The 23,366-nt window shown below is 47.0% G+C and carries 22 protein-coding genes and 1 rRNA gene; 11 read left to right on the top strand and 12 right to left on the bottom strand.

Translation table 11 applies throughout. The features are described from left to right. The first annotated feature begins 4 nt into the window (after positions 1–4). The 3 genes from rrf to rimI all read left to right on the top strand — a co-directional run bounded on the left by rrf (position 5) and on the right by rimI (position 1,579). Positions 5–120, top strand: a 5S ribosomal RNA gene (rrf, locus tag SPL68_RS11915). 179 nt (positions 121–299) lie between these two features. Further along, complete coding sequence (locus SPL68_RS11910; RefSeq protein ID WP_323815373.1) at positions 300–1,058, top strand: hypothetical protein; 759 nt, start codon at positions 300–302, stop codon at positions 1,056–1,058. A 35-nt stretch (positions 1,059–1,093) separates the two neighbouring features. Further along, complete coding sequence (gene rimI / locus SPL68_RS11905) at positions 1,094–1,579, top strand: ribosomal protein S18-alanine N-acetyltransferase (RefSeq protein ID WP_323815372.1); 486 nt, start codon at positions 1,094–1,096, stop codon at positions 1,577–1,579. An 11-nt stretch (positions 1,580–1,590) separates the two neighbouring features. Here rimI and SPL68_RS11900 read toward each other — a convergent pair whose 3' ends face one another. Together SPL68_RS11900 and SPL68_RS11895 are read right to left on the bottom strand one after the other, a co-directional pair. After that, positions 1,591–2,130 (bottom strand): response regulator transcription factor, encoded by a 540-nt coding sequence (locus tag SPL68_RS11900; RefSeq protein ID WP_323815371.1) that lies wholly within the window; start codon positions 2,128–2,130, stop codon positions 1,591–1,593. A 2-nt stretch (positions 2,131–2,132) separates the two neighbouring features. Further along, positions 2,133–3,434 carry an ATP-binding protein gene (locus SPL68_RS11895; RefSeq protein WP_323815370.1) on the bottom strand — a complete coding sequence of 434 codons (1,302 nt, stop codon included), beginning with the start codon at positions 3,432–3,434 and terminating at the stop codon, positions 2,133–2,135. Positions 3,435–3,654: 220 nt separating this feature from the next. On the opposite strand from SPL68_RS11895, the gene SPL68_RS11890 reads away from it, so the two are divergent. The 4 genes from SPL68_RS11890 to SPL68_RS11875 all read left to right on the top strand — a co-directional run bounded on the left by SPL68_RS11890 (position 3,655) and on the right by SPL68_RS11875 (position 7,663). Continuing rightward, complete coding sequence (locus SPL68_RS11890; protein WP_323815369.1) at positions 3,655–5,013, top strand: MATE family efflux transporter; 1,359 nt, start codon at positions 3,655–3,657, stop codon at positions 5,011–5,013. Between the two features lie 90 nt (positions 5,014–5,103). Continuing rightward, positions 5,104–6,681, top strand: coding sequence for a peptide chain release factor 3 (locus SPL68_RS11885; RefSeq protein ID WP_323815368.1), 1,578 nt, complete (start codon positions 5,104–5,106; stop codon positions 6,679–6,681). A 5-nt stretch (positions 6,682–6,686) separates the two neighbouring features. After that, on the top strand, positions 6,687–7,016 hold the full coding sequence (locus tag SPL68_RS11880; RefSeq protein ID WP_323815367.1) for a hypothetical protein: 330 nt from the start codon (positions 6,687–6,689) through the stop codon (positions 7,014–7,016). An 86-nt stretch (positions 7,017–7,102) separates the two neighbouring features. Further along, a complete protein-coding gene (locus SPL68_RS11875; protein WP_323815366.1) occupies positions 7,103–7,663 on the top strand; it encodes a hypothetical protein in 561 nt (186 codons plus the stop codon). A gap of 218 nt (positions 7,664–7,881) precedes the next feature. Here SPL68_RS11875 and SPL68_RS11870 read toward each other — a convergent pair whose 3' ends face one another. Then, on the bottom strand, positions 7,882–9,075 hold the full coding sequence (locus tag SPL68_RS11870; RefSeq protein WP_323815365.1) for a TonB family protein: 1,194 nt from the start codon (positions 9,073–9,075) through the stop codon (positions 7,882–7,884). A 312-nt stretch (positions 9,076–9,387) separates the two neighbouring features. On the opposite strand from SPL68_RS11870, the gene SPL68_RS11865 reads away from it, so the two are divergent. Together SPL68_RS11865 and SPL68_RS11860 are read left to right on the top strand one after the other, a co-directional pair. After that, a complete protein-coding gene (locus SPL68_RS11865) occupies positions 9,388–10,023 on the top strand; it encodes a cyclic nucleotide-binding domain-containing protein (protein ID WP_323815364.1) in 636 nt (211 codons plus the stop codon). Positions 10,024–10,119: 96 nt separating this feature from the next. Further along, positions 10,120–10,794, top strand: a complete 675-nt coding sequence (locus SPL68_RS11860) for a flagellar brake protein (RefSeq protein WP_323815363.1) — start codon at positions 10,120–10,122, stop codon at positions 10,792–10,794. 71 nt (positions 10,795–10,865) lie between these two features. Here the strand turns inward: SPL68_RS11860 and SPL68_RS11855 are convergent, their stop codons facing one another. Further along, positions 10,866–11,738 carry a hypothetical protein gene (locus SPL68_RS11855; RefSeq protein ID WP_323815362.1) on the bottom strand — a complete coding sequence of 291 codons (873 nt, stop codon included), beginning with the start codon at positions 11,736–11,738 and terminating at the stop codon, positions 10,866–10,868. Between the two features lie 1,424 nt (positions 11,739–13,162). Between SPL68_RS11855 and SPL68_RS11850 the strand changes: the two genes are divergently transcribed. Further along, positions 13,163–13,588: an ExbD/TolR family protein gene (locus SPL68_RS11850; protein WP_323815361.1), complete on the top strand. Its 426-nt coding sequence runs from the start codon at positions 13,163–13,165 to the stop codon at positions 13,586–13,588. A gap of 86 nt (positions 13,589–13,674) precedes the next feature. On the opposite strand, the gene SPL68_RS11845 is transcribed toward SPL68_RS11850, so the two are convergent. The 8 genes from SPL68_RS11845 to SPL68_RS11810 all read right to left on the bottom strand — a co-directional run bounded on the left by SPL68_RS11845 (position 13,675) and on the right by SPL68_RS11810 (position 22,419). Beyond that, positions 13,675–14,199: an aminoacyl-tRNA deacylase gene (locus SPL68_RS11845; RefSeq protein WP_323815360.1), complete on the bottom strand. Its 525-nt coding sequence runs from the start codon at positions 14,197–14,199 to the stop codon at positions 13,675–13,677. A gap of 330 nt (positions 14,200–14,529) precedes the next feature. Continuing rightward, a complete protein-coding gene (locus SPL68_RS11840; protein WP_323815359.1) occupies positions 14,530–15,813 on the bottom strand; it encodes an aspartate aminotransferase type Ic in 1,284 nt (427 codons plus the stop codon). Positions 15,814–15,970: 157 nt separating this feature from the next. Then, complete coding sequence (locus SPL68_RS11835) at positions 15,971–17,908, bottom strand: M48 family metallopeptidase (protein WP_323815358.1); 1,938 nt, start codon at positions 17,906–17,908, stop codon at positions 15,971–15,973. 154 nt (positions 17,909–18,062) lie between these two features. Beyond that, entirely contained in the window at positions 18,063–18,656 is a 594-nt protein-coding gene (locus SPL68_RS11830) for a LemA family protein (protein WP_323815357.1), read from the bottom strand. Between the two features lie 162 nt (positions 18,657–18,818). Further along, a complete protein-coding gene (locus tag SPL68_RS11825) occupies positions 18,819–19,424 on the bottom strand; it encodes a BON domain-containing protein (RefSeq protein ID WP_323815356.1) in 606 nt (201 codons plus the stop codon). After that, positions 19,424–20,008 carry an SIS domain-containing protein gene (locus SPL68_RS11820; RefSeq protein WP_323815355.1) on the bottom strand — a complete coding sequence of 195 codons (585 nt, stop codon included), beginning with the start codon at positions 20,006–20,008 and terminating at the stop codon, positions 19,424–19,426. Before SPL68_RS11820 ends, SPL68_RS11825 begins: the two co-directional genes overlap by 1 nt. Positions 20,009–20,073: 65 nt before the next feature. Beyond that, positions 20,074–20,499 carry a YraN family protein gene (locus SPL68_RS11815; RefSeq protein ID WP_323815354.1) on the bottom strand — a complete coding sequence of 142 codons (426 nt, stop codon included), beginning with the start codon at positions 20,497–20,499 and terminating at the stop codon, positions 20,074–20,076. A gap of 9 nt (positions 20,500–20,508) precedes the next feature. Then, complete coding sequence (locus SPL68_RS11810; protein WP_323815353.1) at positions 20,509–22,419, bottom strand: penicillin-binding protein activator; 1,911 nt, start codon at positions 22,417–22,419, stop codon at positions 20,509–20,511. A gap of 86 nt (positions 22,420–22,505) precedes the next feature. Here SPL68_RS11810 and rsmI point away from each other — a divergent pair, with 86 nt between their 5' ends. Then, entirely contained in the window at positions 22,506–23,360 is an 855-nt protein-coding gene (gene rsmI, locus SPL68_RS11805; protein WP_323815352.1) for a 16S rRNA (cytidine(1402)-2'-O)-methyltransferase, read from the top strand. Positions 23,361–23,366 lie beyond the last annotated feature (6 nt).

Below are 23,366 nucleotides of genomic sequence, written 5' to 3'. Positions count from 1 at the left end.
ATTGCTTGACGACCATAGCGAGTTGGAACCACCTGATCCCATCCCGAACTCAGAAGTGAAACGACTTAGCGCCGATGGTAGTGTGGGGTCTCCCCATGTGAGAGTAGGTCATCGTCAAGCTTCTAATACTAAAAACGCCCTATAGAATTCTGTAGGGCGTTTTTTTATGTTGATTTTTTTGAATTTCTGTTCAGAAGTTTTAAAAAAAACATAAAAAAGTTAGTTGCTGTTAATGCTTTAATGTATCGTTTGTGGTTCGATGAGTAGATCAATACAGCAGGCTGGAACCTGATTTCGTCATGAATGAGCTTCAGAGACAGGCATACCTTTCCTCGTTAGGAATAGACAATTACGCACCGCGCTGGGTAATGCCTTTTGCGCCTGTATCAATTGCCTGCGAGATGCCGGAAGTGTCGTTAGACTTTTCTGCCGCTGGCGAACCAGTTATTCCTTCTTCGTCGATTTTATCGAGCGTCTTAGCACCGCAAGAACGTTCTGCATCTGCTTTATCATCGACGCTTATTGATTTAGATATTCCTAAAAAGGCGCCAGCTATTAGTAATGCTGCTGCAATTTTGCAGCAGTTGGAAGTTAAAAAGGCCCCTGTTGTTCAGCCCTTCTCGCTTAGTATTTATCGCCCTCAGCCTGGCTTTTTGATTATCGATTCCAGAAATACAACTTTGGCATTACCTACTGAGTTGTTACTGAGTAATTTATTACGTGGATACTTGGGATCTAGTCAATTTTCGCTTGTAGAGGAAGTATTGCGTTGGCCGATGATTGAGAACAGTTTTGTTTCGCGTACAGAAGACGATGCGCGCAATGAGTTGCAGACTTGGTTGGCGGTAGAAAACGAATTGCGCCCTATTAGTAGGCTTTGGTTGATGGGGGAGAATGCTGCTCGTTACTGGGTAAATATGGATAATGATTTATCTCTCCTTTTTTGGACTGTTCAATCGATTAATAATTTACCTTTGCAGGGATTGATACTCCCGAGCCTTAATCAGCTATTACAAAATCCTGCCCATAAGTCCAAAGTTTGGGCTTCACTTCCGTAGTTTTTTAACTCCTTTTTTATCAGTCGACGCAAATAATGACCGAAGCTCTTTCTCTTGAGTATGAAACCTATACTGGTTTGCTGCTGCAATTCCGTTTAATCGCGGCAGAGGATATTCCACAGGTAATGCTTCTGGAGCGCAGTGCTCATTCGCATCCTTGGCGACAATCCAGTTTTGAAGATTGCTTAAAGGGACGACAAAAATGCTGGCTTGCTGAGCATAAAGGCGTTTTAGCTGGCTATGTAGTAGTGACTCATGGCGGTGGCGATGCAGAATTATTAAATATTTCTGTTGCTCCTGCTTACCAGCGAAAAGGGATTGGGCAACTTTTGTTAAGCCACGCAGTTGATTGCGTTAAAGATAAAGCTGATATGCTTTTTTTAGAGGTGCGAATGTCTAACCGTAAAGCGATTGCACTCTATGAAAAAGAGGATTTTTTTGAGGTCGGCCAGCGTAAAAATTATTACCCAACCCTTAATGGCCATGAAGATGCACTCTTAATGGCCCGTCAGTTGCGATAGTAATAGTCTCATTACTGTTTGACTGGGCGTTTGTGTAGTTTGCGCTGCAATGTGCGGCGATGCATCCCTAAGGCTCTCGCTGTTGCGGAGATGTTTCCATTATTTTCCTGCAGTATCTTTTGAATGTGTTCCCACTCCAGTCGATCAACAGACAGCGGTATGTAGTTTAACTCTGTAGTTGCTTGCTGCTTTTGCTCTCCAAATGCGGCAAGAATTTCATCCGCATCGGCGGGTTTGCATAAATAATTTACCGCCCCGAGCTTTACTGCTTCTACAGCGGTTGAAATACTCGAATAACCCGTCAGCATGACTATCGCCATTTCAGGTTGTTGTAATTTTAATTCACGAATCAATTGCAAGCCTGAATCACTGCCCAGTTTTAAATCGACAATCGCTTTTTCAAACTGATCACTGCCAACCAGTTGGAGCGCTTGTGCTGCACTGCTTGCTGATTTAGTTGTGAAACCACGCCGCTGTAATACGCGCTCAAGCATTCCTGCCAGAGTTGTATCATCATCGACAATTAAAAAATTTGTAATGGAGTCAGCCATATTTAATTTGGTTCCTGCTCTGCCGCAAGGATCAGCGGTAGCTCAAGCTGAGTGATTGTTCCCTGTGGTTGGCGATGATGCAGCGATACAGTGCCACCGTAGCGATTGATCGTCGCTTGCGTCAGCATCAGCCCAATACCCAAACCTTTGGTTTTAGTGGAGATAAATGATTTGCCAATGTGAGCACTAACTTCTTCTGCGATTCCTGCTCCGCAATCTTTTATGGTCCAAAAAAGTTTTTGTGCGCTCCAATGAATATCAATTTCAATATCCTGTGGGCTGGCATCAGCGGCGTTATTAAGAAGATTGATAATCGCCTGAGCAATGGTCGGATGAAATTGAGCGCTGATATCCGGGCAGTTGGGGCGATAGGCAATCTGTGCGACCACATCGGGGCGCATAATTTTCCAGCGCTCGATAAGCGTGTTGCAATAGTGTTGAATGTTATCGCTTGGTTGCTTTCCATCTTTTGATTGTTCCGCAGTGGCAACCAATTCGCGCAGTGTATTTGCACATTGATTGACTTGCTCTTGCAGGAGTTGCAAGTCACTTTGCAGCGGTTGCACCTCTTTGTATTCGGAACGCAATTCGCTGAGCAGAAGTTTCATTGTTGATAAGGGCGTTCCCAGCTCGTGTGCAGTTCCTGCTGCGAGAGTGGCAACCGCCATGACTTGCTCATCGCGCAATTGATCCTCGCGCCAACGATTTAATTGTGCTTCTTGTGCACGAAGGTCGCGCGCCATCTTCACAATAAAGTAGGTGATCAAACAGGCGCTGATAAAAAAGTTCAGCCACATTCCCAGCACATGCAAGTTGATGGAGTTGTCTGAATGATGATGGTGGGGCGAAAGTGCAGGCAGATTTATATGAAAAAATAACAACAGCGAATAACTCAACACGCTCAGGCTTGCAATCGCAATTGTGTAGGCGCCACTGAGAGTCGCCGCGGAAATACAAATCGGCACCAAAAAATAGGAGACGAATGGATTATTGGCTCCGCCGCTGAGATAAAACACCGCACTTAAACAGGCCAAATCCACCAATAACTGGATAAAAAACTCCATCGGCGCCACAGCAAGAGGTTTGTGCAGGCGGATGAAGGTCAACAGGTTGATAGTGGTTAAAATAGCCAGCGCTGTGAATATTTCGGTAAAGGGGAGATTGACTGTGCCGTGCCACAAAAAAAATACTGTCGCCAAGCCGAGACAAATCAAAATAAGGGTGCGGATAATCACCCAATAACCCAAGTGCTGGGCGTGGTCAGCAAGAGTAAAAGGTGCGTTTATGATGGTGTTCTGAGGCATGGGTAATTTGATCATCATCGTTTATTGGCGTCGATTATAGCGAACTGATGCTATGCAATCTGCCAAACAGCAGAATCTATCCTGCGACACTTTGTCGCGTCTAACAGATGGTCTCGTTTAACACACTAGGCGCAAGGGAAATCGGGGACTGAAACGGCGACTGGTGTATACTGCACGCCATTTTTTAGCCCGCATTTTTATTATTTTCTCGGCAGCGTTTATGACAGCCCCCCTACAAGCCACACTCACCGAAGGACGGGTTTCTGAACAGCTCAAAATTCTGGCGTTGCCAATGGTCTGGGGCTTGGCTGCGACTATGTCGCTCAATGCGATTGAAACCTTTTTTATCGCGCAATTAGGCCGAGCGCCGCTCGCTGCACTCAGTTTTACCTTTCCGGTGATTATGGTGCTCACCAGTTTGGGGATTGGTTTGGGGGCGGGCACTTCATCTGCAGTTGCCAGAGCTATTGGTGAGGGCGATTCCAACAAGGCGCGCCGCCTTGCTACCGATGCAATGAGCTTGACCTTTATCATCTCTGTAACGGTTTGTTTGTTGGGATGGTTGACTCTTGAGCCGTTGTTTTTCGCCTTGGGTGCAACGCCCGATCTGCTTCCCCTGATTCGCTCCTACATGTCCATTTGGTATTTCAGTGCGCCCTGCTTGATGGTGCCGATGGTGTGCCTGTCCGCACTGCGTGCGATGGGGATGAGTCAGGTGCAAGGCTACTTAATGGGCGGGGCGGCGCTGCTCAATGTGATTCTGGATCCGATCCTGATCTTTGGCCTGCTGGGTTTTCCTGCGTTGGGATTGCAGGGCGCAGCCTTGGCAACGCTAATCACCCGTGTTTTGATGCTAGCGGTAGCGCTGTACATTTTGCATGCGCGCGTACATATGTTGGTGAATCCATTTTTGCCTTGGGAAAAGCTGAAAGATTCCTGGAGGGCCATAGTGGAAGTTGGTGTACCGGCGATGGTTGCCAACGTGATTATTCCCTTTGCGAGCGCCATAGTGGTTGCGATGGTCGCTGCTTATGGCACAGACGCAGTTGCTGGATTGGGAATCGCCATGCGTATCGAGCCTTTAGCGCTTATCGTTTTTTATGCGCTCTCCGGTGTAATAGGGCCATTCTTCGGGCAAAACCTGGGCGCAGGAAAGTTGGAACGTTTGTTTGAAGCATTGCGTGTGCTCACCGTGTTTTGTTTGGCATTTGGTTTATTACTGGCGATATTGCTGGGTATTTTCGGATCGGAAATCGCAAGTTTATTTGGTGATCACGCAGAAGTTGTGGCGATTACTGCAATTTATTTCATGATTGTGCCGATCAGCTACGGTGCCTATGGATTGGTGATGGCCGTGAACGCCGCATTTAATGGACTGGGTCGCCCTTGGCCCGCGATGATCATTTCCGCCGGACGTGTATTGTTTGTGTACTTACCGCTGGCTTGGTTGGGGCAACATTGGTGGGGCATGACGGGTATTTTTGTCGCAACGGCATTGGCTAATGGCTTGCTCGGATTATGGGCTTGGTTGTGGCTGCGTAAACATATCCAACAACAAACCTTGGCCGCTGAGCCATAGTGCACTTCTCGGTTTACTCACAGGGTATAATTCCCGCACTTTTTTATCCCGATTTTTAATTTCTTCTTACTTTTACAGCGCGAAATTTTTATGACTACCTTAACTGCTGAACTTGCCAAGCGTCGCACCTTTGCGATTATTTCCCACCCGGATGCCGGTAAAACAACGGTGACTGAAAAACTATTGCTCTGGGGTAATGCGATTCAGTTGGCGGGTTCGGTAAAAGGTAAACGCGGCCCCCATGCAAAATCTGACTGGATGACAATGGAGCAGGAGCGCGGAATTTCGGTGACTTCATCGGTGATGCAATTTCCGTATAAAGATCGCATCGTGAACTTACTCGATACTCCCGGTCACGAAGACTTCTCTGAAGATACTTATCGCACACTCACTGCGGTGGACTCGGTATTGATGATGATCGACGGCGCTAAAGGTGTTGAAGATCGCACCATTAAATTGATGGAAGTTTGCCGCCTGCGCGACACGCCGATTCTCACTTTCATCAACAAAATGGATCGCGAAAGTCGCGATGCAGTTGAGTTGTTGGATGAAATTGAAAACGTATTAAAAATTACTGCCGCGCCTATCAATTGGCCGCTCGGCAGCGGTAAAGAATTTCTCGGTGTTTACAACTTTTATACCGACGTGATTCATGTGTATCAACAAGGTTTTGGTCACACCATCCCCGACGATATTCAAATCAAAGGTTTGGATAGCGCCGAAGCCACTGAATTTATGGGCGCTTACGCTGAGGATTATCGCGAGCAAATTGATTTTGTACGCGGTGCCACTCATCAATTTGAGTTGGAAGAATATCTTGCCGGGCGTATGACGCCGGTATTTTTCGGCACGGCCTTGGGCAACTTTGGTGTGCGCGAAATGCTCGACGGTTTTGTTGAGTGGGCACCGACTCCGCGTGCGCGCAATACTCATGAGCGTGCAGTAGAACCGAACGAGGCAAAATTCAGCGGTTTTATTTTTAAAATTCAAGCCAACATGGACCCTAAACACCGCGACCGCATTGCGTTTATGCGTATCTGCTCCGGCACCTATTCGCAGGGCATGAAAATGAAACACGTGCGCTTGGGCAAAGATGTGCGCATCGCCGATGCAGTGACCTTTATGGCGGGTGATCGCAGCGCGGTCGAAGAGGCAATTGCGGGCGATATTATCGGTTTGCACAACCACGGCACTATTCAGATTGGCGATACCTTTACCGAAGGTGAAAATCTGAAATTCACCGGCATTCCACACTTTGCGCCAGAACTCTTCCGTCGCATTCGTTTGAAAGATCCTCTGAAAATGAAACAGCTGCAAAAAGGTTTGCAGCAGTTGTCAGAAGAGGGCTCAACGCAAGTATTTTTCCCCGTCAACAATAACGATATTGTGGTGGGTGCAGTGGGTGTGTTGCAGTTTGAAGTGGTGGCCTATCGCTTGAAAGATGAATACAAAGTCGAGGCTATTTACGAGCCAGTCAATGTAACTACGGCGCGTTGGTGTGAGTGCAGCGATTCGAAAAAGCTCGAAGAATTCAAACGCAAATGCGGTGAAAACCTTGCGCTGGATGGTGGCGGACATTTGACCTATCTCGCCCCTTCGCGCGTTAATTTATCACTTACTCAAGAGCGTTACCCTGACGTAGTTTTCCGTGCGACGCGTGAGCATTAATCGTCATGCTGGTGTTTATTATCACCTTAGTCGTATTCCTGAGTGTTATAGGCGTACTGCTTTGGGTAAAAACACCGCACTATCAAAGGTCCAAAACTGACCTTATCCGGCTCTTGCAAAAAGTGCTGGTGGGGCAGGCCAGTGAAAATGATTGGGCGATTTTTTTATCGTCGTCCTTTCGTCACTGCCCTGAGTTGGAACCCTTTCGCGATGCTTGCGCGGCTATCGATGAAAAAGAATATCTCGGCCACACGCGTGCTGGTTTTCTCTTTAGTGAAACAGGTTTGACTCAGATTCGTTGGATTTTGGAGCAGGTTGAAGCTCTGGATCATTAATTTCCTGATCGCCAAGTTTTATGTGGCTTTCGTCACACTCAGCTATACTCAAACTCAATCACACAAAAGCCGAAACAGGTTAAGCCTTGATAGAAAACTCCGACAATAAGGATCTTATTTGGGATCTGGATGCGTTTAATCAGCGCCAGCGCGCCGTGGATTTTGTGCTGGGCTTTGAGAATAAACTCTGTGTCTACTCCAACTCGGTGGATCAGCTTTACACCAACTACAATATTTTCTTTCCCAAGGAAGAGGCGCGCAAGCTGGTGATTTTGCCGAACCCTTACACCCCCCACGATACCTTTAATGGTATTCCTGAATCGGCGGTGACATCGACCGGTATGGAGATCATCCCCGGCGTATTTCAATCGCGCCCCTGTTTGTTTTTACGCATTCCGTTTCGCAGCGGCACAGTGAAATATCGCGCGGTGCCATTGCAAATGGGCTTGGATATAGTGCGCAAAAAATTGCCGCCGAATAAACCATTTTTGCCGGTATTGATGAAAGGCGATTTGCGCGAGTTGGATGCATCAACCCCCTGTTTGCATTTGCATGCAATCCATTTGGATCGTCTGGCTGAGCATTCGGCTTTGGAGCGCAGCGGGATTCATAAAGTAATAGAGCAGCGTCTGCGACAATTGAGCTAGGGAGCCTCTGAAAAATTAACTTGTTTGCCCAGGCGTCGTTAAATTTGTTCTCAAAATGCTCATTTATTTCAATAAACTCCGCTTTCTCGAACAAATTTGCCTAGCCAGCGTTGCACCGTAAACATTTCTCAGCGGTTCCCTAGGTCGCTAACTCGAAAATAAAACCCACAAAAAAACCACCGCGAAGGTGGTTTTTTTGTTGGCGATGACGGTACATCTTAATCCGGTAATGTCCAGCGCATCGGAATAGTAAATTCAAAGCGTGATCCGGCAATATCTGCTGGCAGTGCAGGGAAAGGGCTTGAGCGTTTGATCGCCTCAAGTGCTTCTTTATTTAACAAGTCAAACTTGCTGGTCTCCAGAAGATCTGTGCTTAGCACATTGCCTTGGCGATCAATGACCAGTGCGACGCGCACACTTCCCGCCTGACCACGATCCAGCGCGCGTTGTGGATATTTGGTTTTACTGCGGATTAGTTTGATCGCATCAGACACATAGAACTGTCGAGCCAACAGGCTTTGCGCAGTTAATGCCGGGCCTTCGTCCTCTTCATCCTCTTCGACTTTTGCGGTGACAGCAGCAGGTACTGCTGCAACACTAGCTGTGGCAGCTGACGCGGGTACAGAAGCAGGTGTTTCGGGTTGAATTGCCGGTTTAGGGATGTCCAAGGTGGGTTTGTCGATGGTGGGTTTAGGCAGCTCTGCTGCGACTATCGCGGCACCTGCAACGGCAGCTCCCGCTTTTGCGCTTGATGCCGATTTTGAAGAAGATGCTTCTGCAACTGCCACCTCAACTTGCGGTGCGCCCCAGGTTTTTATCTCAGCAACACGAGCTGCACTTGGCGCGATAACGGCGAAGCGCCCGCGCAGACCTGCGTCCACATCACCAACTTTCAATAAACTGTCACGGTAGTCTGAGGACAGTGGGATCTTTCCAATCCATGTGGATAACAGCATCGAGAAAAAAGCATTGTCATCAATATTCCCCAACAGGACACTATTTACAGAAATATCAACGCCCGCACCGGGTGTATTTTTGAAGCTGATGACATCATCTTTCAGAAAGCGACCTTTAAATAATCCATCAAACTTCACCATGTTGTCGGCCTGCGCCGTCAGTGCGTCTGCTCTTGCATTTACTGCCATACCTTCAATCCACATACGGCTGAAGCGGCGAGTGGTTAAGCCATCAGGCGCTACGACTTTTAGTTCCATTCGCATTGGCTGCACAGAGCTTAACAATGTGTCTGCGTCGTTGCTGAGTGATTCCGAATAGAGCGCACCGATAAAGACTTCGCGGCCCAATTCTTGGTGAACGCCAATACCATTAAGCATGGGTTCGGCGCGGGTGAGATGACATAGGGATAATAATGCAATACTGATGAGAACTCGGAATAGATGGATGAAGCGCATAGTCTTGCTACTCTCTATTTATTGGACATTATGGTCTTGGTTAGCTTTGCCGTTCAGTTATCTAGCTGAATCTTTGCCGTGTAACCCGAGTATGATATAGAAAAAATGCGCCAGAGCGAATCTCAGGGGCTATTTGTCGATAGTTGTTGTATAGTTTTTCAGTAGTATCATGCTCGCTCAGGAGTTTTTTGGGACAGGAATGCTCACACTAATCGTTTTTCGATTGGTTATTGATATAAAAACATAAATTACGGGTAAATGATGGAATCAAAATCTCTGCATAAGATGCCGCGAGAAACACTGGAACATTTATTGTCGGGCATACCATTCTTTAAAACGGTAAGGCAGCAAGATTTAAAACAATTTGAGCTGCTGCTCCAAGCCTCGCGTGTTGTCTCTTATCTTCCAGGTGAAGTTGTTCTGCAAAAAGGCGATGCAGATAATTGGCTCTATTTTTTACTCAAGGGAAAATTAGCTGTTTATGTAGATCAAGCATTGCAGGGTGATCTCATCAACTATGTGACGCCTGGTGAAGTCTTTGGTGATTTGGCTCAGTTGTTAGGTAAAGCACGAACTGCAACTGTGATTGCAGATTCTGCCGCGCGCGAATCTATGGTGTTGGCTTTGGATGTCAATGTTTTTGGTCCATTGAACTCAGTAAGTCCTATCTCTCGCGAAACCAAGCTCGCCTACTATCGCAACACTGCACATAATCTGCGCTGGAAGTTGGAGGTCTACCGCTCTCAGCATTTGCAGCATGAGCTGGCGAATAAACATCGGCAAATAAAGTTGTATTTTGGGCCTAAAGACACATATGAAGAGTTAGCATCGCTGTATGAGCAATCTTTGGCTTTAGCATTGTTACTGACCGAGTGGAATAAAGAGTTTGGTGTTTTATCGGCAGAAATGATCAAGCAAAGTCAGCCGATAGTGGAGTCTCAAGCCTAAAGTTAATCCGCAATTGCTTCTTGCTGCGAGTGCTGCAACTATATTATCTACTGCTAGACTACAAAAATAACATTCAATAATTAACCTGGTCGCGCAATGAAATTCGAAGAACTCAAACTGACCTATGGTTATCCATTGCAGTTGCAAACTGCCACTTTATCAGGGCAGCCTGAACGCTTTTCCTGCAGATTAATTGGCTGTTTGCCGGGGCGCAGCATTTTGTTATCCGTACCAAAGCAAGCGGGTAAACTGGTGCGACTTAGAACCGGGCAAAAAGTCGTAGCACGTTTCATGATCGATAATGGCATTGGCATTTTTGCCGCAATTGTTGAGAGTCAGTCATCCGATCCCTATCCGATATTGCATCTAAGTTATCCTGAGTCCATCACCTTTAAAGGCATCCGCGGCGCTACCCGTGTAGGTGTGCACGAGCCTCTGGAGGCAGTCAATGCTTCTCACGGCGATAACTTAAAAAGTACCGGGTTTATTGCTGATATGAGTATCAGTGGTGCAAGAGTCGAGTTACAGAATGAAATTGCAGAAATTGGTGATACTCTCGAATGCAGATCTGAGGTGCATATTTGCGATATCAGACGGGAGCTGATACTAAAAGGGATTGTTCGGTCACGTGTCGAACCAAGCGATAATCTTGGTGATAGTGTACTGGTTAGCTATGGCATCGAATTTATAGATCAGCGGGAAGATGAGCGGTTGGTAATCTATGCGTATGTGTTCAGCCAAACAGTTCAGCAGGAAAGTTCTTCGCTATAAAAAGATCGCAAAGTTAACCTAACAAAAAAGGCACCCTAGGTGCCTTTTTTGTTCGTGCTTGTGCGCTTACATTAAGCTGCAGAGACTGGAGCTGCTGCTTTTGGCTTGCGGCCACGTTTAGCTGGCGCAGTACCAGCTGGCTTTTTAGCAACTACTTTTTTCGCTGCTGGTTTTTTGGCTACCGCTTTTGCAGCAGCTGGTTTTTTAGCAACTACTTTCTTCGCGGCTGGCTTTTTTGCTGCCACTTTAGTTTTAGCTACAGTTTTCTTGGCTGCAACTTTGGCTTTTACTGCAGACTTTTTAGCGGCTGCTTTTGCTTTGGCGGCAACTTTCTTAGCTGCAACTTTAGCTTTAGCGGCTGCTTTCTTAGCTGCTGCTTTGGTTTTCAGTGCTGCTTTTTTTGCGGCGAGTTTTGCTTTAACAGCTTGCTTCTTGGCAGCCAATTTTGCTTTTACTGCAGCTTTTTTGGCGGCTAATTTGGCTTTAGCTGCTGCTTTCTTCTCTGCTGCTTTGGTTTTAACTGCAGCTTTTTTCGCAGCTACTTTCAAGCGTTTGGCAACAGCAGCTTCTGCTCTAGCAACAGCTTTGTCGTGAGCAGCGGCCAATTTAGCAGCAGCTTTAGCGGCAGCAGCTTCTTTTTTCGCTTCTGCAACTTTAACTTTAGCTGCAACAGCTTCTTTTTTAGCTGCTGCAACAGCAGTTCTAGCAGCAGCAACTTGTTTTGCTGAACCAGGGGTTTTCTTTTTGGCTGCAGCGGCCAACTTGCTTTGTGCAGCTTTCAGTGCAGCAGCTGCTTTTGCAGCATCTTTTACCAAACCAGCAACAGCTTTACCGGCATCAGCCGCTTGAGCTGCGCGGGCTTTTGTCAGTTGTGCTTTCAGTTGAGCCAATTGCTGTTCCAAACTTGCAACAGTATTAACGGCGGTTTGTTTACGTGCAGCCATGGTGTGCTTCCTTTATAGTTTTCGACGAGTCGATAAATGGATTAAAAAGTACAACATGTATAAATTAAAACTTTATTAAAAAAATTCAAGTTTTTTGCGTTAAATACTCAATAAAAATGCGTTTTTTTGACGATTTTTAGTAAAAAAATGCGGATTAGATAATTTTTCGGAAAAGTTTTTTGTAAGTTCAGCTCTGTGCAAGAAAAACACGGCTTAATGGAATTGTTAGTTTTTCATCTTCTCAACAAAAAAAATCGTTTGTCGATAGTGATATTTTTAATCCATTTTTTGGTTTTCCTTCCGTTTAAATCGCTCCGTTAATGCCACTACCTTTCCTAAAAATCAGAGTTCATGATGAGTTTTTAGTTGCTCATGGTTTTGCAAGTCGGATAAAGCGCGCGTTTGTAAACTGAAAACCGTTTCCTGAAAGTAAAAAATCCCTGCCAATTCAGTTTTTAGGTGTTTGATTCAACTAATACGGTAAAGCTGAAATGCAATCGGTTTTATATGTGCATAGGCCTACGCTGGCTGAAAAAAGTTGTTTTTGAGGATCTATTCTTTGTCGATACGGCTGGTTGTTAGAGGGGGGATCATTTTTCAATTCTGCGCACAGTTTATGAAGTCTCCCGAAACCATCAGCTGCAAGAGATGAAGGTATGTACTTTGTGCTCATCAATACAAAGTTGGGTTCTTGGTAATTGGGATAAATTTGAATAAAAAAATGCATACAGCCTGAGGCTTAAATACTGCCTCCAAAAATGTGATGAATTACTAAATCATTAATTAACCACTTTTCATTTGGTGCGAATTTACGCTCACAGTTAGGAGCGCTCTGTTATCAGATGAGTTGTATTTCATTCAGTCAATGTGGGATGGATTATGTCTGCGCAAACTTGGTATTCAAAAGGATGACGCTAACGAAAATCTTTTTTGGATGCTGGTTACGAGATTGTGAGCTTTTTTGTCGAGTTAAAATGGAGGGGCGAGCGATGAAAAACATTTTCAATGAGGGCATGCTAAAAGCATGTCAGGATGCGGATGATGTACGAGGGGGAAGCCTTAGGGGGGATGACTGGTTGTTAAATCTTCTCATTAGTACCTGATATAGATTTTGGCTAAATACTTGATATAACCGGGTTCGCAAAGATGGGGCCAAAACTCTTTTGTGTGATCTAAACGGCTTAAAGCTGAACTGATTGTATTTTAGGATGCCAAAATCACTATGTGATAGGTCTGTTTTACTGCCGACAAGGAGCTGGTTATTAAATGGCCAGTGGTAGCAACCAAGAGCCGAATATTTCACGTAAATTCATAGTTTTGGGCGGATAAAGAGTTGGTTTTTGGTTTGTCAAAACTGCTAGAATTGGTGCTTTACACCCCACAGACTTACTATAACGTTCCAAATAACACGAGGAGTACCCACAGTGAGCCGCAGAAAAAAAGGCCGTGCCGGCGAAGATACTAACGAGATTGACTTGACGCCCATGCTCGACGTGGTCTTCATCATGTTGATTTTCTTCATTGTGACCGCATCCTTTGTGAAAGAGTCAGGTATTAACCCTAACGTTCCGGAGCCAAACAACAACCCTCCGCCACCTGAAGCTGACCCAAACATTTTGGTGCGTATCTCTTCTGATAACCAAATCTGGTTGCTGGAGAAAGAAGGTGAGCGCCGTGTAGATACCCGTGCAGTGCGTTCTAACATTGAGCGTTTGCGTGCAGAGTTGCCTAAGGCGTCTGTGATTATTCAGGCGAGCGGCAAGGCTGATACCGGTGTTTATGTTGCTGTTGCTGATGCGGCGCGTGAAGCCAATGCCCCTAACGTAGTTCTGGTGCCTATGGCTGACTAATTCACTAGTCAGACTGATCGAAAAACCGCTGTTTGAAACAGCGGTTTTTTTTCGCCTGATGTTTTTGGGGGGGGCAGAAGGGCAGATCAAAGTTCGTATTCGTGGCGGATATATTTTTTAGGCAAGGTGCCGTGCCTATGGCGCTCAGCACTAAAGTTGTCGTGTAGTTTGTTGCTCATCAAGAGTGCAAAGTCTGGTTGCTTCAAGCGAATAAGATGACGGTGATCGCCTGCTTCTATGTAGATTTCTTCAACGCCTAGTAGCTTTTCATCCCAGATGACATCTAAACCATAGGCTTCACCTAGTGCGGGTATTGCACCTTCTGCGCAATCTTTAAATATTGCCGCCAGCTCCTCTTCATCGACTAGCTCCATATGCCGGTCAAAAATTTGGTTGAGTGTGTGACGGAGAATTTTATTGCGTGTGGGTAATACACAAAGCGTGTAATGGAAATCTTCATCGCGCAGCAGCACGCCTTTGGCTAGACACTGATCATCGATTCGGGCAACGCGTGCTGTGTTATAAGTGCCTTCGCAATACTCATGCTCAAGCAATGTGAAATTGATTCGCTTCGCTTTTAAATACTTTTCAACGGTCGCAGCAACACCCATACAAATATCTCCTGAGGCAAAACGCGCAGAGAAAAAGGGTTGAACTCTTGATGTGCAGATTAACATTGCAGTTCAAAAGTACAGATTAAAAACCTATCGATCCTTAAGCGACTAATCCAGAATGAGTAAATAATAAAATTGATAGCGTTGTTGGCAATTAACCGGTTGGTTAATTGGAGTATAGGAAGGATTCAAAAAGGCGTGCCAAGTGTTTTGGAATTAATCTCGATTTGTTAGAACCCTTGGTTTTTACACTTATTATTTTATGCGGGACTAAAAATGCAAAAGCCGCTGTAAAAAGCGGCTTTTTGTTATCTGGCAAATAGACAATTAGCTAAGGCTAGCGAGTTGTTGTTTTACTGACGCCAGTTTCACACAGGTCACAAACACTTCCATTGCGCCAACAACTTCCGGCACAGTTGGAACTGAAGGGGCGATACGAATATTGCGATCTTCAGGGTCTTTGCCATAGGGGTAGGTTGCACCTGCAGGAGTTAATTTCACACCAGCTTCTGCTGCGAGGCGAACAGTTTCTTTTGCACAACCTTTGCGGGTATCAAAAGAAACAAAGTAGCCGCCAACAGGTTTTTCCCATGCGCCCAAATCTGTGCCTTCAAATGCATTGCTCAATCCAGTTAATACCGCATCAAAACGTGGATTCAACAACGCAGCGTGTTTACCCATATGCGCCATCAGCGCTTCTTTGTTTGGCAGCAAACGAGTGTGGCGGATTTGATTTACTTTGTCTGGCCCGATGGTGCAGCTGTTCAAAAATTTTTTGAAGCCCGCAAGGTTTGCAGCGCTTGCAGCAACAAATGCTACGCCTGAACCTGCGTGGGTAATCTTTGAAGTCGATGCAAATTGCACAACAGAATCTTCGGTACCATTGCGGCGAGTCGCCTCAAGAATGCTGGCCAGTTGCGGAGCATTTGCCGTCAGGTCGTGAACTGAGTAGGCGTTATCCCAGAATACGCGGAAGTTAGCGCTGGCAATTTGGCCGAGCTTGGCAATGCGCTCAACGGTTTCATCGCTATATACAACACCGGTAGGGTTGGAGTACTTAGGTACACACCACATACCTTTGATGGATTTGTCTGCTTTGATTAGCGCCTCTACTGCATCCATATCCGGGCCGGTAGAAGTCATAGGTACGTTGATCATCTTGATGCCGAGTTGCTCGCACACTGTGTAGTGGCGGTCATAGCCTGGAACTGGGCAGATGAACTTTACTTCGCCTTCGTTTTTCCAGGCGCTGGCGGCGTCTTTCAAGCCGAATTGATAAGCGGTCAACATCATTTGGAACATCAGGGTCAGGCTGGAGCTGCCGCCGACCAGAATGTTTGCTGGCTCAACGCCCATGATATTGGCGCCCAGTTGTTTCGCTTCGGGCAAACCATCGAGGCCGCCGTAGTTACGAGTGTCGGTGCCATCGGCAGCGATGTAATTGCCCTTGAGCAGACCGTCCAATTCGTCGGACAGGTTCAGCTGTTCAGCTGAAGGTTTGCCGCGAGTCAGATCGAGATTGAGTTTTTTGGCGAGGATAGCCTGATATTGTTCGGTGAGTTGGCTTTCCCATTCGCGCAGTTGCGCTACAGATGCGTTGTCCAGTTGCAAGGTAAGTACCTCAATTTGGTTAGCTGAGTGCTTTGGGGTGTAAATATTGCGATGTAAATACAGGAGCTTAATACAGGCGCCTAAATAAAGTGCCGCGCATTATAACCGCTCAGCCCCCAATTGTTGTAGAGCGTTTAGTTGCAAAAACACGCGCTTACTAGTTCATTCCGTTAATGAGCGGAGGAATAGGGCAATCGAGACTATCGGCAATAGCGCGAAAAAGTTCTGCTTCAATAATTGTCACTTTGCCATCCTGCAAAATGCATTGGCTCAGCGCTTTGAGAAGTTGTGGTTTTTGCAGTGGTTTGGTGAGGTTAAGTTGCTCCAGCGCTTCATCGGTGTCAGTCAATTTAATTTCGCTGCGAGGCATAAGTACCAAATCAGAGAAATTTAAAACTGCTTTTGCTTGATCAAAGGCGAGTTGCGCATCGTCCTTGTTAGCGGCGCCTGAATATGCCAGTAGCGATAATAGTAATTGGCACTCGTGTTGAAGATCGCGCAGATTGCGATTGCGCGCAGGCTTGCTGTGAATGATGGTGTTGTGCAGCACTATGCGATAAACCGCCCACTCCATCAGGCTGACTTTATTGTCAGCGTGAATAACCAAGTGAAGGCAATCGATAAATGCCCGTTGTTGTGCAATCGACAATTGTTTGAGTGGGCTTAAACATAATTCGATTAGCGGCAAACGCAAGCTTGCATCAAGCTCAGCGGCGCTGGTGATAATCGGCATCAGATCATTAATATCGTCTAGCGATAAATGTTGATTGAGCAGTTCGAGTTGTGTGCGACGCAAATCATGCTGACGATCCAGCAATAGTCCGACAATCACACCGCGCGCGCTAAATGGAATTTGTGCTGCTGCTTTTAATTGCGCAGGAATTTCTGCGATACGGTCGCGCGCATAGGCAACTTGCGGTTGGCTGGGTTGCGCGATTTGCTCCAATGCAGCATCTATATTAATGATGGCATTAATATGGGCATCGCCTGCTGTGTTTGCTGCCGCACTAAAGCCCATCGCACTAGTGTCATCTGTCGAAGTCTTGCTTCTTATATATGTCGCTTGGGTAAATTCACCATTCCAATTGGGTTGAATGCGTTTGATGCGCTCTTCCAATGGCGGATGTGTAGCCATTAAGGTGAAAAATGATTTCACACCTTGCCCGAAATACATATGGCTAAATTCAGAGGCGTGTTCATTCTTTAATTGTGAGCCGGAACTACTGCTGCCGATTTTTTTCAGGGCTCCAGCGATACCATCTGGGTTGCGAGTAAATTGCACTGCAGAGGCATCGGCGAGAAATTCCCGCTGGCGGCTTACGGCGGCTTTAATCAGATTGCCAAAAAATATTCCGCTGTAACCAATGGCGAGTAACCCCAGCCCTAGCGCCAGCATTGCAGCGGGGGAGTTGTCTTTACTGGAGCGACGAATACTGCGATTGCCCGCGCTGCGCATCAAAAATTCGCCGATCAAGCCAATCACCAAAATGCCGTAGAGCAATGCAATCAAACGCATATTGATACGCATGTCGCCGTGATAAATATGACTGAATTCGTGTGCGATTACGCCTTGGAGTTCATCGCGATTTAAGGTGTTAATACAACCGCGCGTGATGCCGATGACGGCATCTTGGGGGTGATAACCGGCGGCAAAAGCATTGATCGCATCATCATCAATTAAATACACCGGCGGTACTGCCGCGCCAGATGCAATCGCCATCTCTTCAACAACGTTTAAAATTTTGCGTTCATTGGCATCGCTGGTGGTGCCGGACAACAAGCGCCCACCCATTGATTCAGCTATAGCTTTACCGCCGCCACGCAATTGAACATAGCGAAACAAACTGCCAATTAGCACAACACTGCTAACGGCAAGTGCAATCCAAAGAAAGTTCTGCAAACTAAGCGCGTGCAAAATTCCTTGTAATACGCCCTGCGTTTGTACACTTGCTGTGGAGTGACTTTGGCCAAAATACACAAAAGCGGCAAATAAAAAGGTGGTGATGCCAACAAGGGAAAGTACGGCGAGAATTAACAACACAATCAGGTGATGGGTTTTGCGTCTGGCGCGATCCTGGTGTTCAAAGAAATTCATGCGCGCAACCTGTCGATGAAAAGTAAGTGATGGCGATAAGAATGTATATATAAAGAAGGAAGACTTGTGCCGGTTGAAACCTGAATCTTCCTTCTATTTATTGTGCGTATATATAGAAGGAAGACTTTGGGCGATTTGCTGGAATCTTAACTGGTTAAAACTGAACTTTTGGTGCTACCTGAATTTCTGCGCTGTCTGCAAAAATTAACAAGGTGGCATCTTCGCTGTGGCCGAACGTGTTGGCAAACACAACAGGCGGAAAACTTTGTTTGTAAGTGTTGTACGCCGTTACTGCATCGTTAAATGCTTGGCGAGCGAAGGCGACTTTGTTTTCGGTGCTAGTCAGTTCCTCGGAAACTTGCATCATATTTTGCGATGCTTTTAAGTCTGGATAAGCTTCCATCACCACGTTTAAACGCCCCATTGCGTTGGTGAGTAAGCTCTCTGCACCGGCAAGTTGCCCGATTGCCGCGGCACTTCCCGGATTTGCAGCTGCTGCTTGCAAGCCATTCATCGCTTGATTGCGCGCACTGATAACCGCTTCCAGTGTTTCGCGTTCGTGTTTGAGGTACGCCTTCGCGGTTTCAACCAGATTGGGTATCAGGTCGTAGCGGCGCTTGAGTTGCACTTCAATTTGCGAAAATGCATTTTCAAAACGATTTTTGAGCGCAACCAGTTTGTTGTAAATCCCGATGACGTAGAACACCAGTACAGCAATTATCACGATAATAACAATGGTAGAGATCATGGATATTTCCTTTGCAGCAGGGTGAATAAACAGATAGTGAAATTTATCGGTCGTGCGCAGGATACTAGCAGGATGTGCAAATAATGCCAGCACTGGGGCTAGCAGAGTGACAATCCTCAGAGATGATGCAATAAACAGTAGTGATTTAATTTCTAACGATGATTAATCGACGTATTCAAATACTTTCACAACTTGGTTTACACCATCGGTCGTCTTGGCGACTTCGGTGATCCGATCCGCTTCATAGCGCGATACCAGCCCCATTAAAAAGACCGTTTTTGCTTCGGTCCTGATCAAAATGCGGCGGCTTTGAATGCTGCTTACCACCAGTTTGGTTTTGATTTTAGTGGTGATCCAATTGTCGTGACTGCGCTCTTGGAATGTTGTGGGCGCGCGCGTGAGAAGCTCATTGTGAACCTGGCGAACGGTATTAATTTTTCCTACGGTATCGCCCGCCAGAGTGTGGAGTTGCCCATTGGGAACCTGACCGGTCAACAAAATAATGCCGTTAAAGCTATCGATATTGATATTTGCGTCTTCAAGTTGTTCGCTGGCTTTGTTGAGGTTGACGCGCGCGATGGTTTCTAATTGCTCATCATTAATTTTGGTGCCGAATGTGCGCTTATTGGTTTTGATTTGAATGGGTTCGCTGGTGGTAACTGTGATGATTTTTGCACAGCCGCCCAGTGTTATCGCAAGCCCTAACGCTATCGCCATTATCTTGCCCAGATGAAAAATCCTGTGGGTGATAGTGTAGCGATGTTGCATTAAAAGCCTCCAAACAATTGCTGATCGATAAGGTCGCACAAGCAAAACAAGCTGAGCAGATGAATTTCATGGATGCGAGGTTTGGCCACACTAGGGACGCGAAGTTCCAAATCGTGGCGATCAAGTAGGGATGTAACATCGCCGCCATCGCCAGCAGTCAGTGCAATAACTTGCATTTCTTTATCGTGCGCGGCGCTAATCGCCTGCAATAAATTACTTGCTTTGCCGGTGCTAGTGAGTAGCAGCAAAATATCGCCAGGTTGGCCGAGTGAGCGAATTTGTTTGGCGTAAACATCTCTAAAACTGTAATCGCTACCAATTGCAGTGTGAGTAGTGAAATCAGAACCCAAATTAAAAGAGGGCAGACTTGGGCGCTCCTGCTCGAAACGGTTGATCAAACTGGCAGTAAAAATTTGCGCTTGTGCTGCCGAAATGCCGTTGCCACAGGTGAGGATTTTTTTTTCATTCAGCAGCGCATTAACGATGAATTGACTGGCTTGTGCGATCAGCGGGGCCAGCTCTTCACCGGCATGCATTTTTGCTTCAATACTTTCATGAAACAGAGTGATAACGCGTTGATCCATAATATTTCTACTTGTTGTGCTGGTGTTGTACTGGTTTGCCAGAACCAAATGCTCGCCATGAGCGATCAGGCTCCAAACGCATTTTGAATCCATTGAATGGGTGGTGCTGTGCCGGTTTGATCCAATGCTACCACATCAAAACGGCAGGCGACTTTATCGAACAGTCGCTGCTCTTGTAAAAAGCGCGTTGCAGTGCGAATTATTTTTTGCTGCTTGCGATAATCCACAGTAGCGAGTGCTGGGGCAAAACGTTTGTTGGTACGCAGGCGCACTTCAACAAATACAAAGCAGGTTCCCAGCGAAGTTTTTTGCAGCATGATCAGGTCAATTTCGCCGAGTTTGCAGCGATAATTTTTGCAGCGGGTGATTAGACCCTGTTGGTGTAAATAGCTTTCTGCCTGTGCTTCTGCTTGCGCACCTATGGAAATAGTGTTGTGCAGATTAATCGCATTCTGGGTGTTGCTGGCGTCATCCTTGTCGCGCTTGAACATAATTAATTCCTAGTATTGAACGGTATTGGCGTTGATTACCATCGGCAGCGGCTGTGCTTCACCGTTGCGGAAGCGAACCCAAATTTGCTCGCGCTCGATGCGGCCATCACTAAGCATATGCAGTGCGCCGGTTGCGCCGTAAATACGCATATCCGCTACTTGTTCAAGTTGCGGCAAGCGCGCGTAAAGGCGAAATGCATCTGCGCCCAGTGCGTGTAAGCGGCCATAAACGGCGGCAGATTTGGTGTGTTGGGCGATGATTTGTTTTTCTTTGCTGGTGGTGTCAAACAACCAAGGCATAGTGTTGAAACGGATACCGTTTAGATCGCGATCCATTTTCGGATCTGGCTGGCCGGAGTAAACCTGACTGGTGGCGTAAACCGGAATTTTCCCTGCGTAGTGAAACGCAAAAGTCGGTTTGATCTGGCGCGCTTGTGCGGGGTTGGCGATTAAAAAAATCATATCCACATCGCTGCGGCTGCGCGGTGATGATTGTAGTTGAATGCCGAGCAGGTCTTGCATTTCACGTGCGCGAATCTGGCTTTGCTCGATCAGCATGGCATCTTTCACCAAGCCGGAATAATTCGCGCTGTTTTGGAATTGGGTGCGGTTTACAACTATGCCGCCCAGTTTTTCCCACTCTTCAGTAAATGCACGTGCGCTGCGCTCGCTCCATTCTTGCGAGGGGATGATCACCATCGCTTGGCGATGTCCTTCCAAAAATGCCTGACGCGCAACTTGACGCGCTTCATCTTCAACTGCCAAACCAAACTGATAAAAACCTTTGAGCGGTTCTGCCGGTGGTGCATCAGGATAATTGAGCGATAACACCGGCACTTCCAGCGATGGCATCAAACTTAGTTCTGTCACATTTTCTTTATCGATTGGGCCAATTACCAGATCAGCACCATCGGCAACAGCTTGTTGGTAAGCGGCCAGCGCATCGCCACTGCTATCGTATTGGCGTACTTCCGGGGTGCTTCTGCCATTGCTCAAGGCTTCAAAATAGGCGGCAAAAAAACCATCGCGCACCGCTTCACCGGCTTCGGCGAGTTTGCCTTGCATAGGCAGCAAGAGCGCGACTTGTTTTGGTTGTTGGTCGATCAGGCTTTGCAGTAAGCGCAAATCGTTGGGCAGATTGTCGTGCGCCGGGTGAGTGCGCCATTGATCGAGCCAAGCTTCCAGTTGTGCGCGCTGTTGTTCCAAATCGATTTGGTTGTTTTTGTTGATTGTGGCAAGACTGTACCAGCCGCGTGCAGCCTGGCCATTTTCATGTTGAGCCAGTTGTTGTAACTCGGCGAAGGGAATGCTCATCAGGCTTTGCCAGAGTAAATCCTGATTGGTTTGCAGCTGGGTTTTATTGTCGATCAGGCTGCTTAATTGGATGCGTTCAGCCACGCTGAGTTGCGCTTCACCTAAAAGCGCAAACACCTGCGCGCGTTTTTCGCGCAGGGCCACTTCGGTTTGTGGCTCCATGCTTTGCCATTGTTGTTCAAGGCGTGGCTTGGTTAGAATGCCGTGCGCCAAAAAATTGGAGCCCTCGTGGAGCGCCACAGTGCTGAGCAAATCTGTGTGTTTTACATACTGATTGTCCGGTAGCTCATCGGAGTTCATATCGACTAACAAATCGCGCGCGCGATTGTATTGCTGAGCATCGATATAAGCTTGTGCTGCCTCCAACACCAAGCGTTCACGCTCGGGCGATTGCGCTTGATTTGCCTGCTTTAAGAGCGCGCTGGCGCTGGGTTTGGCAGATTGGGTTTTGGCCGCAGAAGATTTGCCTTGGTCGGATTTAGGTGCGTTGCTACTACAGCTCGCCAAGCTTACGGCCAGACTGGCGACCATCACAGTGGTTAGCGAATTGGTCGATAAAATGCGCAATTTGGTCGATAAAGTGCTAAACAATGGCCGTATCGGCATGAAAACCTCGGTAAAAAACCAGCAGTGAATATTCAACATCCAAAGCCACGTCAATGGCTTGATCCCAACTTTTTCCGGAGTCCTGAATGACAACAGTAGCCTCAACTCAAGGCATTCTTTATGTCGTGGCGACCCCGATTGGCAACCTGGGCGATATGGTACCGCGAGCGGTAGAAACACTACAAACAGTAGCGGTGATTGCGGCGGAAGATACGCGACACAGTTCCCGCTTGCTGTCCCATTTCGATATCAAAACCCCCTGCATTGCCTACCATGATCACAGTGATGACACCCGCGTCGAACAGCTGATCACTCGTTTGCGTGCGGGTGAATCAGTGGCGTTAATTTCCGATGCCGGTACGCCGCTGGTATCTGACCCCGGCTACCGCTTGGTGCGCAGCGCGCGACTGGCGGGAGTGCAAGTGGTACCGATTCCCGGCGCTAGTGCGATGATCGCCGCTTTAAGCGCGGCCGGTTTGCCCTCTGACCGATTCGCGTTTGAAGGATTTCTGCCCGCAAAACAAGTGGCTCGCTGCGCACAATTGCAATCAGTGGCGGCCGATCCGCGCACGCTGATTTTTTATGAAGCACCGCATCGCATTCTGGAAACCCTGCAAGACATGGCGCAGGTCTTTGGTGCCGAGCGCGAAGTGGTGATGGCGCGCGAGCTGACCAAAACTTTTGAAACCATCAAGGGCGATAAAGTAGGTGATTTGGCCGCGTGGGTGGAGAGCGATAGCAATCAGCAGCGCGGTGAGATTGTGCTTTTGGTTCACGGTGCTCCTAAGGCTGAAAACGAAGCCATGACGCCAGAACAAATGCACATTATGAAAGTGTTGTTGGACGAGCTGCCGGTGAAACAAGCAGCGGCCATAGGCGCAAAACTAACCGGGTTAAAAAAGAATTTCCTTTATGATTGGGCGTTGCAGCAAGAGAAATAGATTTTC

It is taken from the genome of Cellvibrio chitinivorans, from assembly GCF_035117775.1.
In the GTDB taxonomy this organism is placed as follows: domain Bacteria; phylum Pseudomonadota; class Gammaproteobacteria; order Pseudomonadales; family Cellvibrionaceae; genus Cellvibrio; species Cellvibrio chitinivorans.
The sequence above is the reverse complement of the archived record's forward strand: the minus strand, read 5'-3'. Positions and strand labels throughout refer to the sequence as shown.

What these genes read in the sequence shown, in the direction of transcription:
- SPL68_RS11890 (WP_323815369.1), top strand. Translation starts at nt 3,655, where the DNA reads ATGACAGCCCCCCTACAAGCCACACTCACCGAAGGACGGGTTTCTGAA.
- rimI (WP_323815372.1), top strand. Translation starts at nt 1,094, where the DNA reads ATGACCGAAGCTCTTTCTCTTGAGTATGAAACCTATACTGGTTTGCTG.
- SPL68_RS11900 (WP_323815371.1), bottom strand. Translation starts at nt 2,130, where the DNA reads ATGGCTGACTCCATTACAAATTTTTTAATTGTCGATGATGATACAACT.
- SPL68_RS11880 (WP_323815367.1), top strand. Translation starts at nt 6,687, where the DNA reads ATGCTGGTGTTTATTATCACCTTAGTCGTATTCCTGAGTGTTATAGGC.
- SPL68_RS11825 (WP_323815356.1), bottom strand. Translation starts at nt 19,424, where the DNA reads ATGCAACATCGCTACACTATCACCCACAGGATTTTTCATCTGGGCAAG.
- SPL68_RS11845 (WP_323815360.1), bottom strand. Translation starts at nt 14,199, where the DNA reads ATGGGTGTTGCTGCGACCGTTGAAAAGTATTTAAAAGCGAAGCGAATC.
- rsmI (WP_323815352.1), top strand. Translation starts at nt 22,506, where the DNA reads ATGACAACAGTAGCCTCAACTCAAGGCATTCTTTATGTCGTGGCGACC.
- SPL68_RS11870 (WP_323815365.1), bottom strand. Translation starts at nt 9,075, where the DNA reads ATGCGCTTCATCCATCTATTCCGAGTTCTCATCAGTATTGCATTATTA.
- SPL68_RS11830 (WP_323815357.1), bottom strand. Translation starts at nt 18,656, where the DNA reads ATGATCTCTACCATTGTTATTATCGTGATAATTGCTGTACTGGTGTTC.
- SPL68_RS11855 (WP_323815362.1), bottom strand. Translation starts at nt 11,738, where the DNA reads ATGGCTGCACGTAAACAAACCGCCGTTAATACTGTTGCAAGTTTGGAA.
- SPL68_RS11820 (WP_323815355.1), bottom strand. Translation starts at nt 20,008, where the DNA reads ATGGATCAACGCGTTATCACTCTGTTTCATGAAAGTATTGAAGCAAAA.
- SPL68_RS11835 (WP_323815358.1), bottom strand. Translation starts at nt 17,908, where the DNA reads ATGAATTTCTTTGAACACCAGGATCGCGCCAGACGCAAAACCCATCAC.
- SPL68_RS11910 (WP_323815373.1), top strand. Translation starts at nt 300, where the DNA reads ATGAATGAGCTTCAGAGACAGGCATACCTTTCCTCGTTAGGAATAGAC.
- SPL68_RS11860 (WP_323815363.1), top strand. Translation starts at nt 10,120, where the DNA reads ATGAAATTCGAAGAACTCAAACTGACCTATGGTTATCCATTGCAGTTG.
- SPL68_RS11810 (WP_323815353.1), bottom strand. Translation starts at nt 22,419, where the DNA reads ATGCCGATACGGCCATTGTTTAGCACTTTATCGACCAAATTGCGCATT.
- SPL68_RS11815 (WP_323815354.1), bottom strand. Translation starts at nt 20,499, where the DNA reads ATGTTCAAGCGCGACAAGGATGACGCCAGCAACACCCAGAATGCGATT.
- SPL68_RS11885 (WP_323815368.1), top strand. Translation starts at nt 5,104, where the DNA reads ATGACTACCTTAACTGCTGAACTTGCCAAGCGTCGCACCTTTGCGATT.
- SPL68_RS11895 (WP_323815370.1), bottom strand. Translation starts at nt 3,434, where the DNA reads ATGCCTCAGAACACCATCATAAACGCACCTTTTACTCTTGCTGACCAC.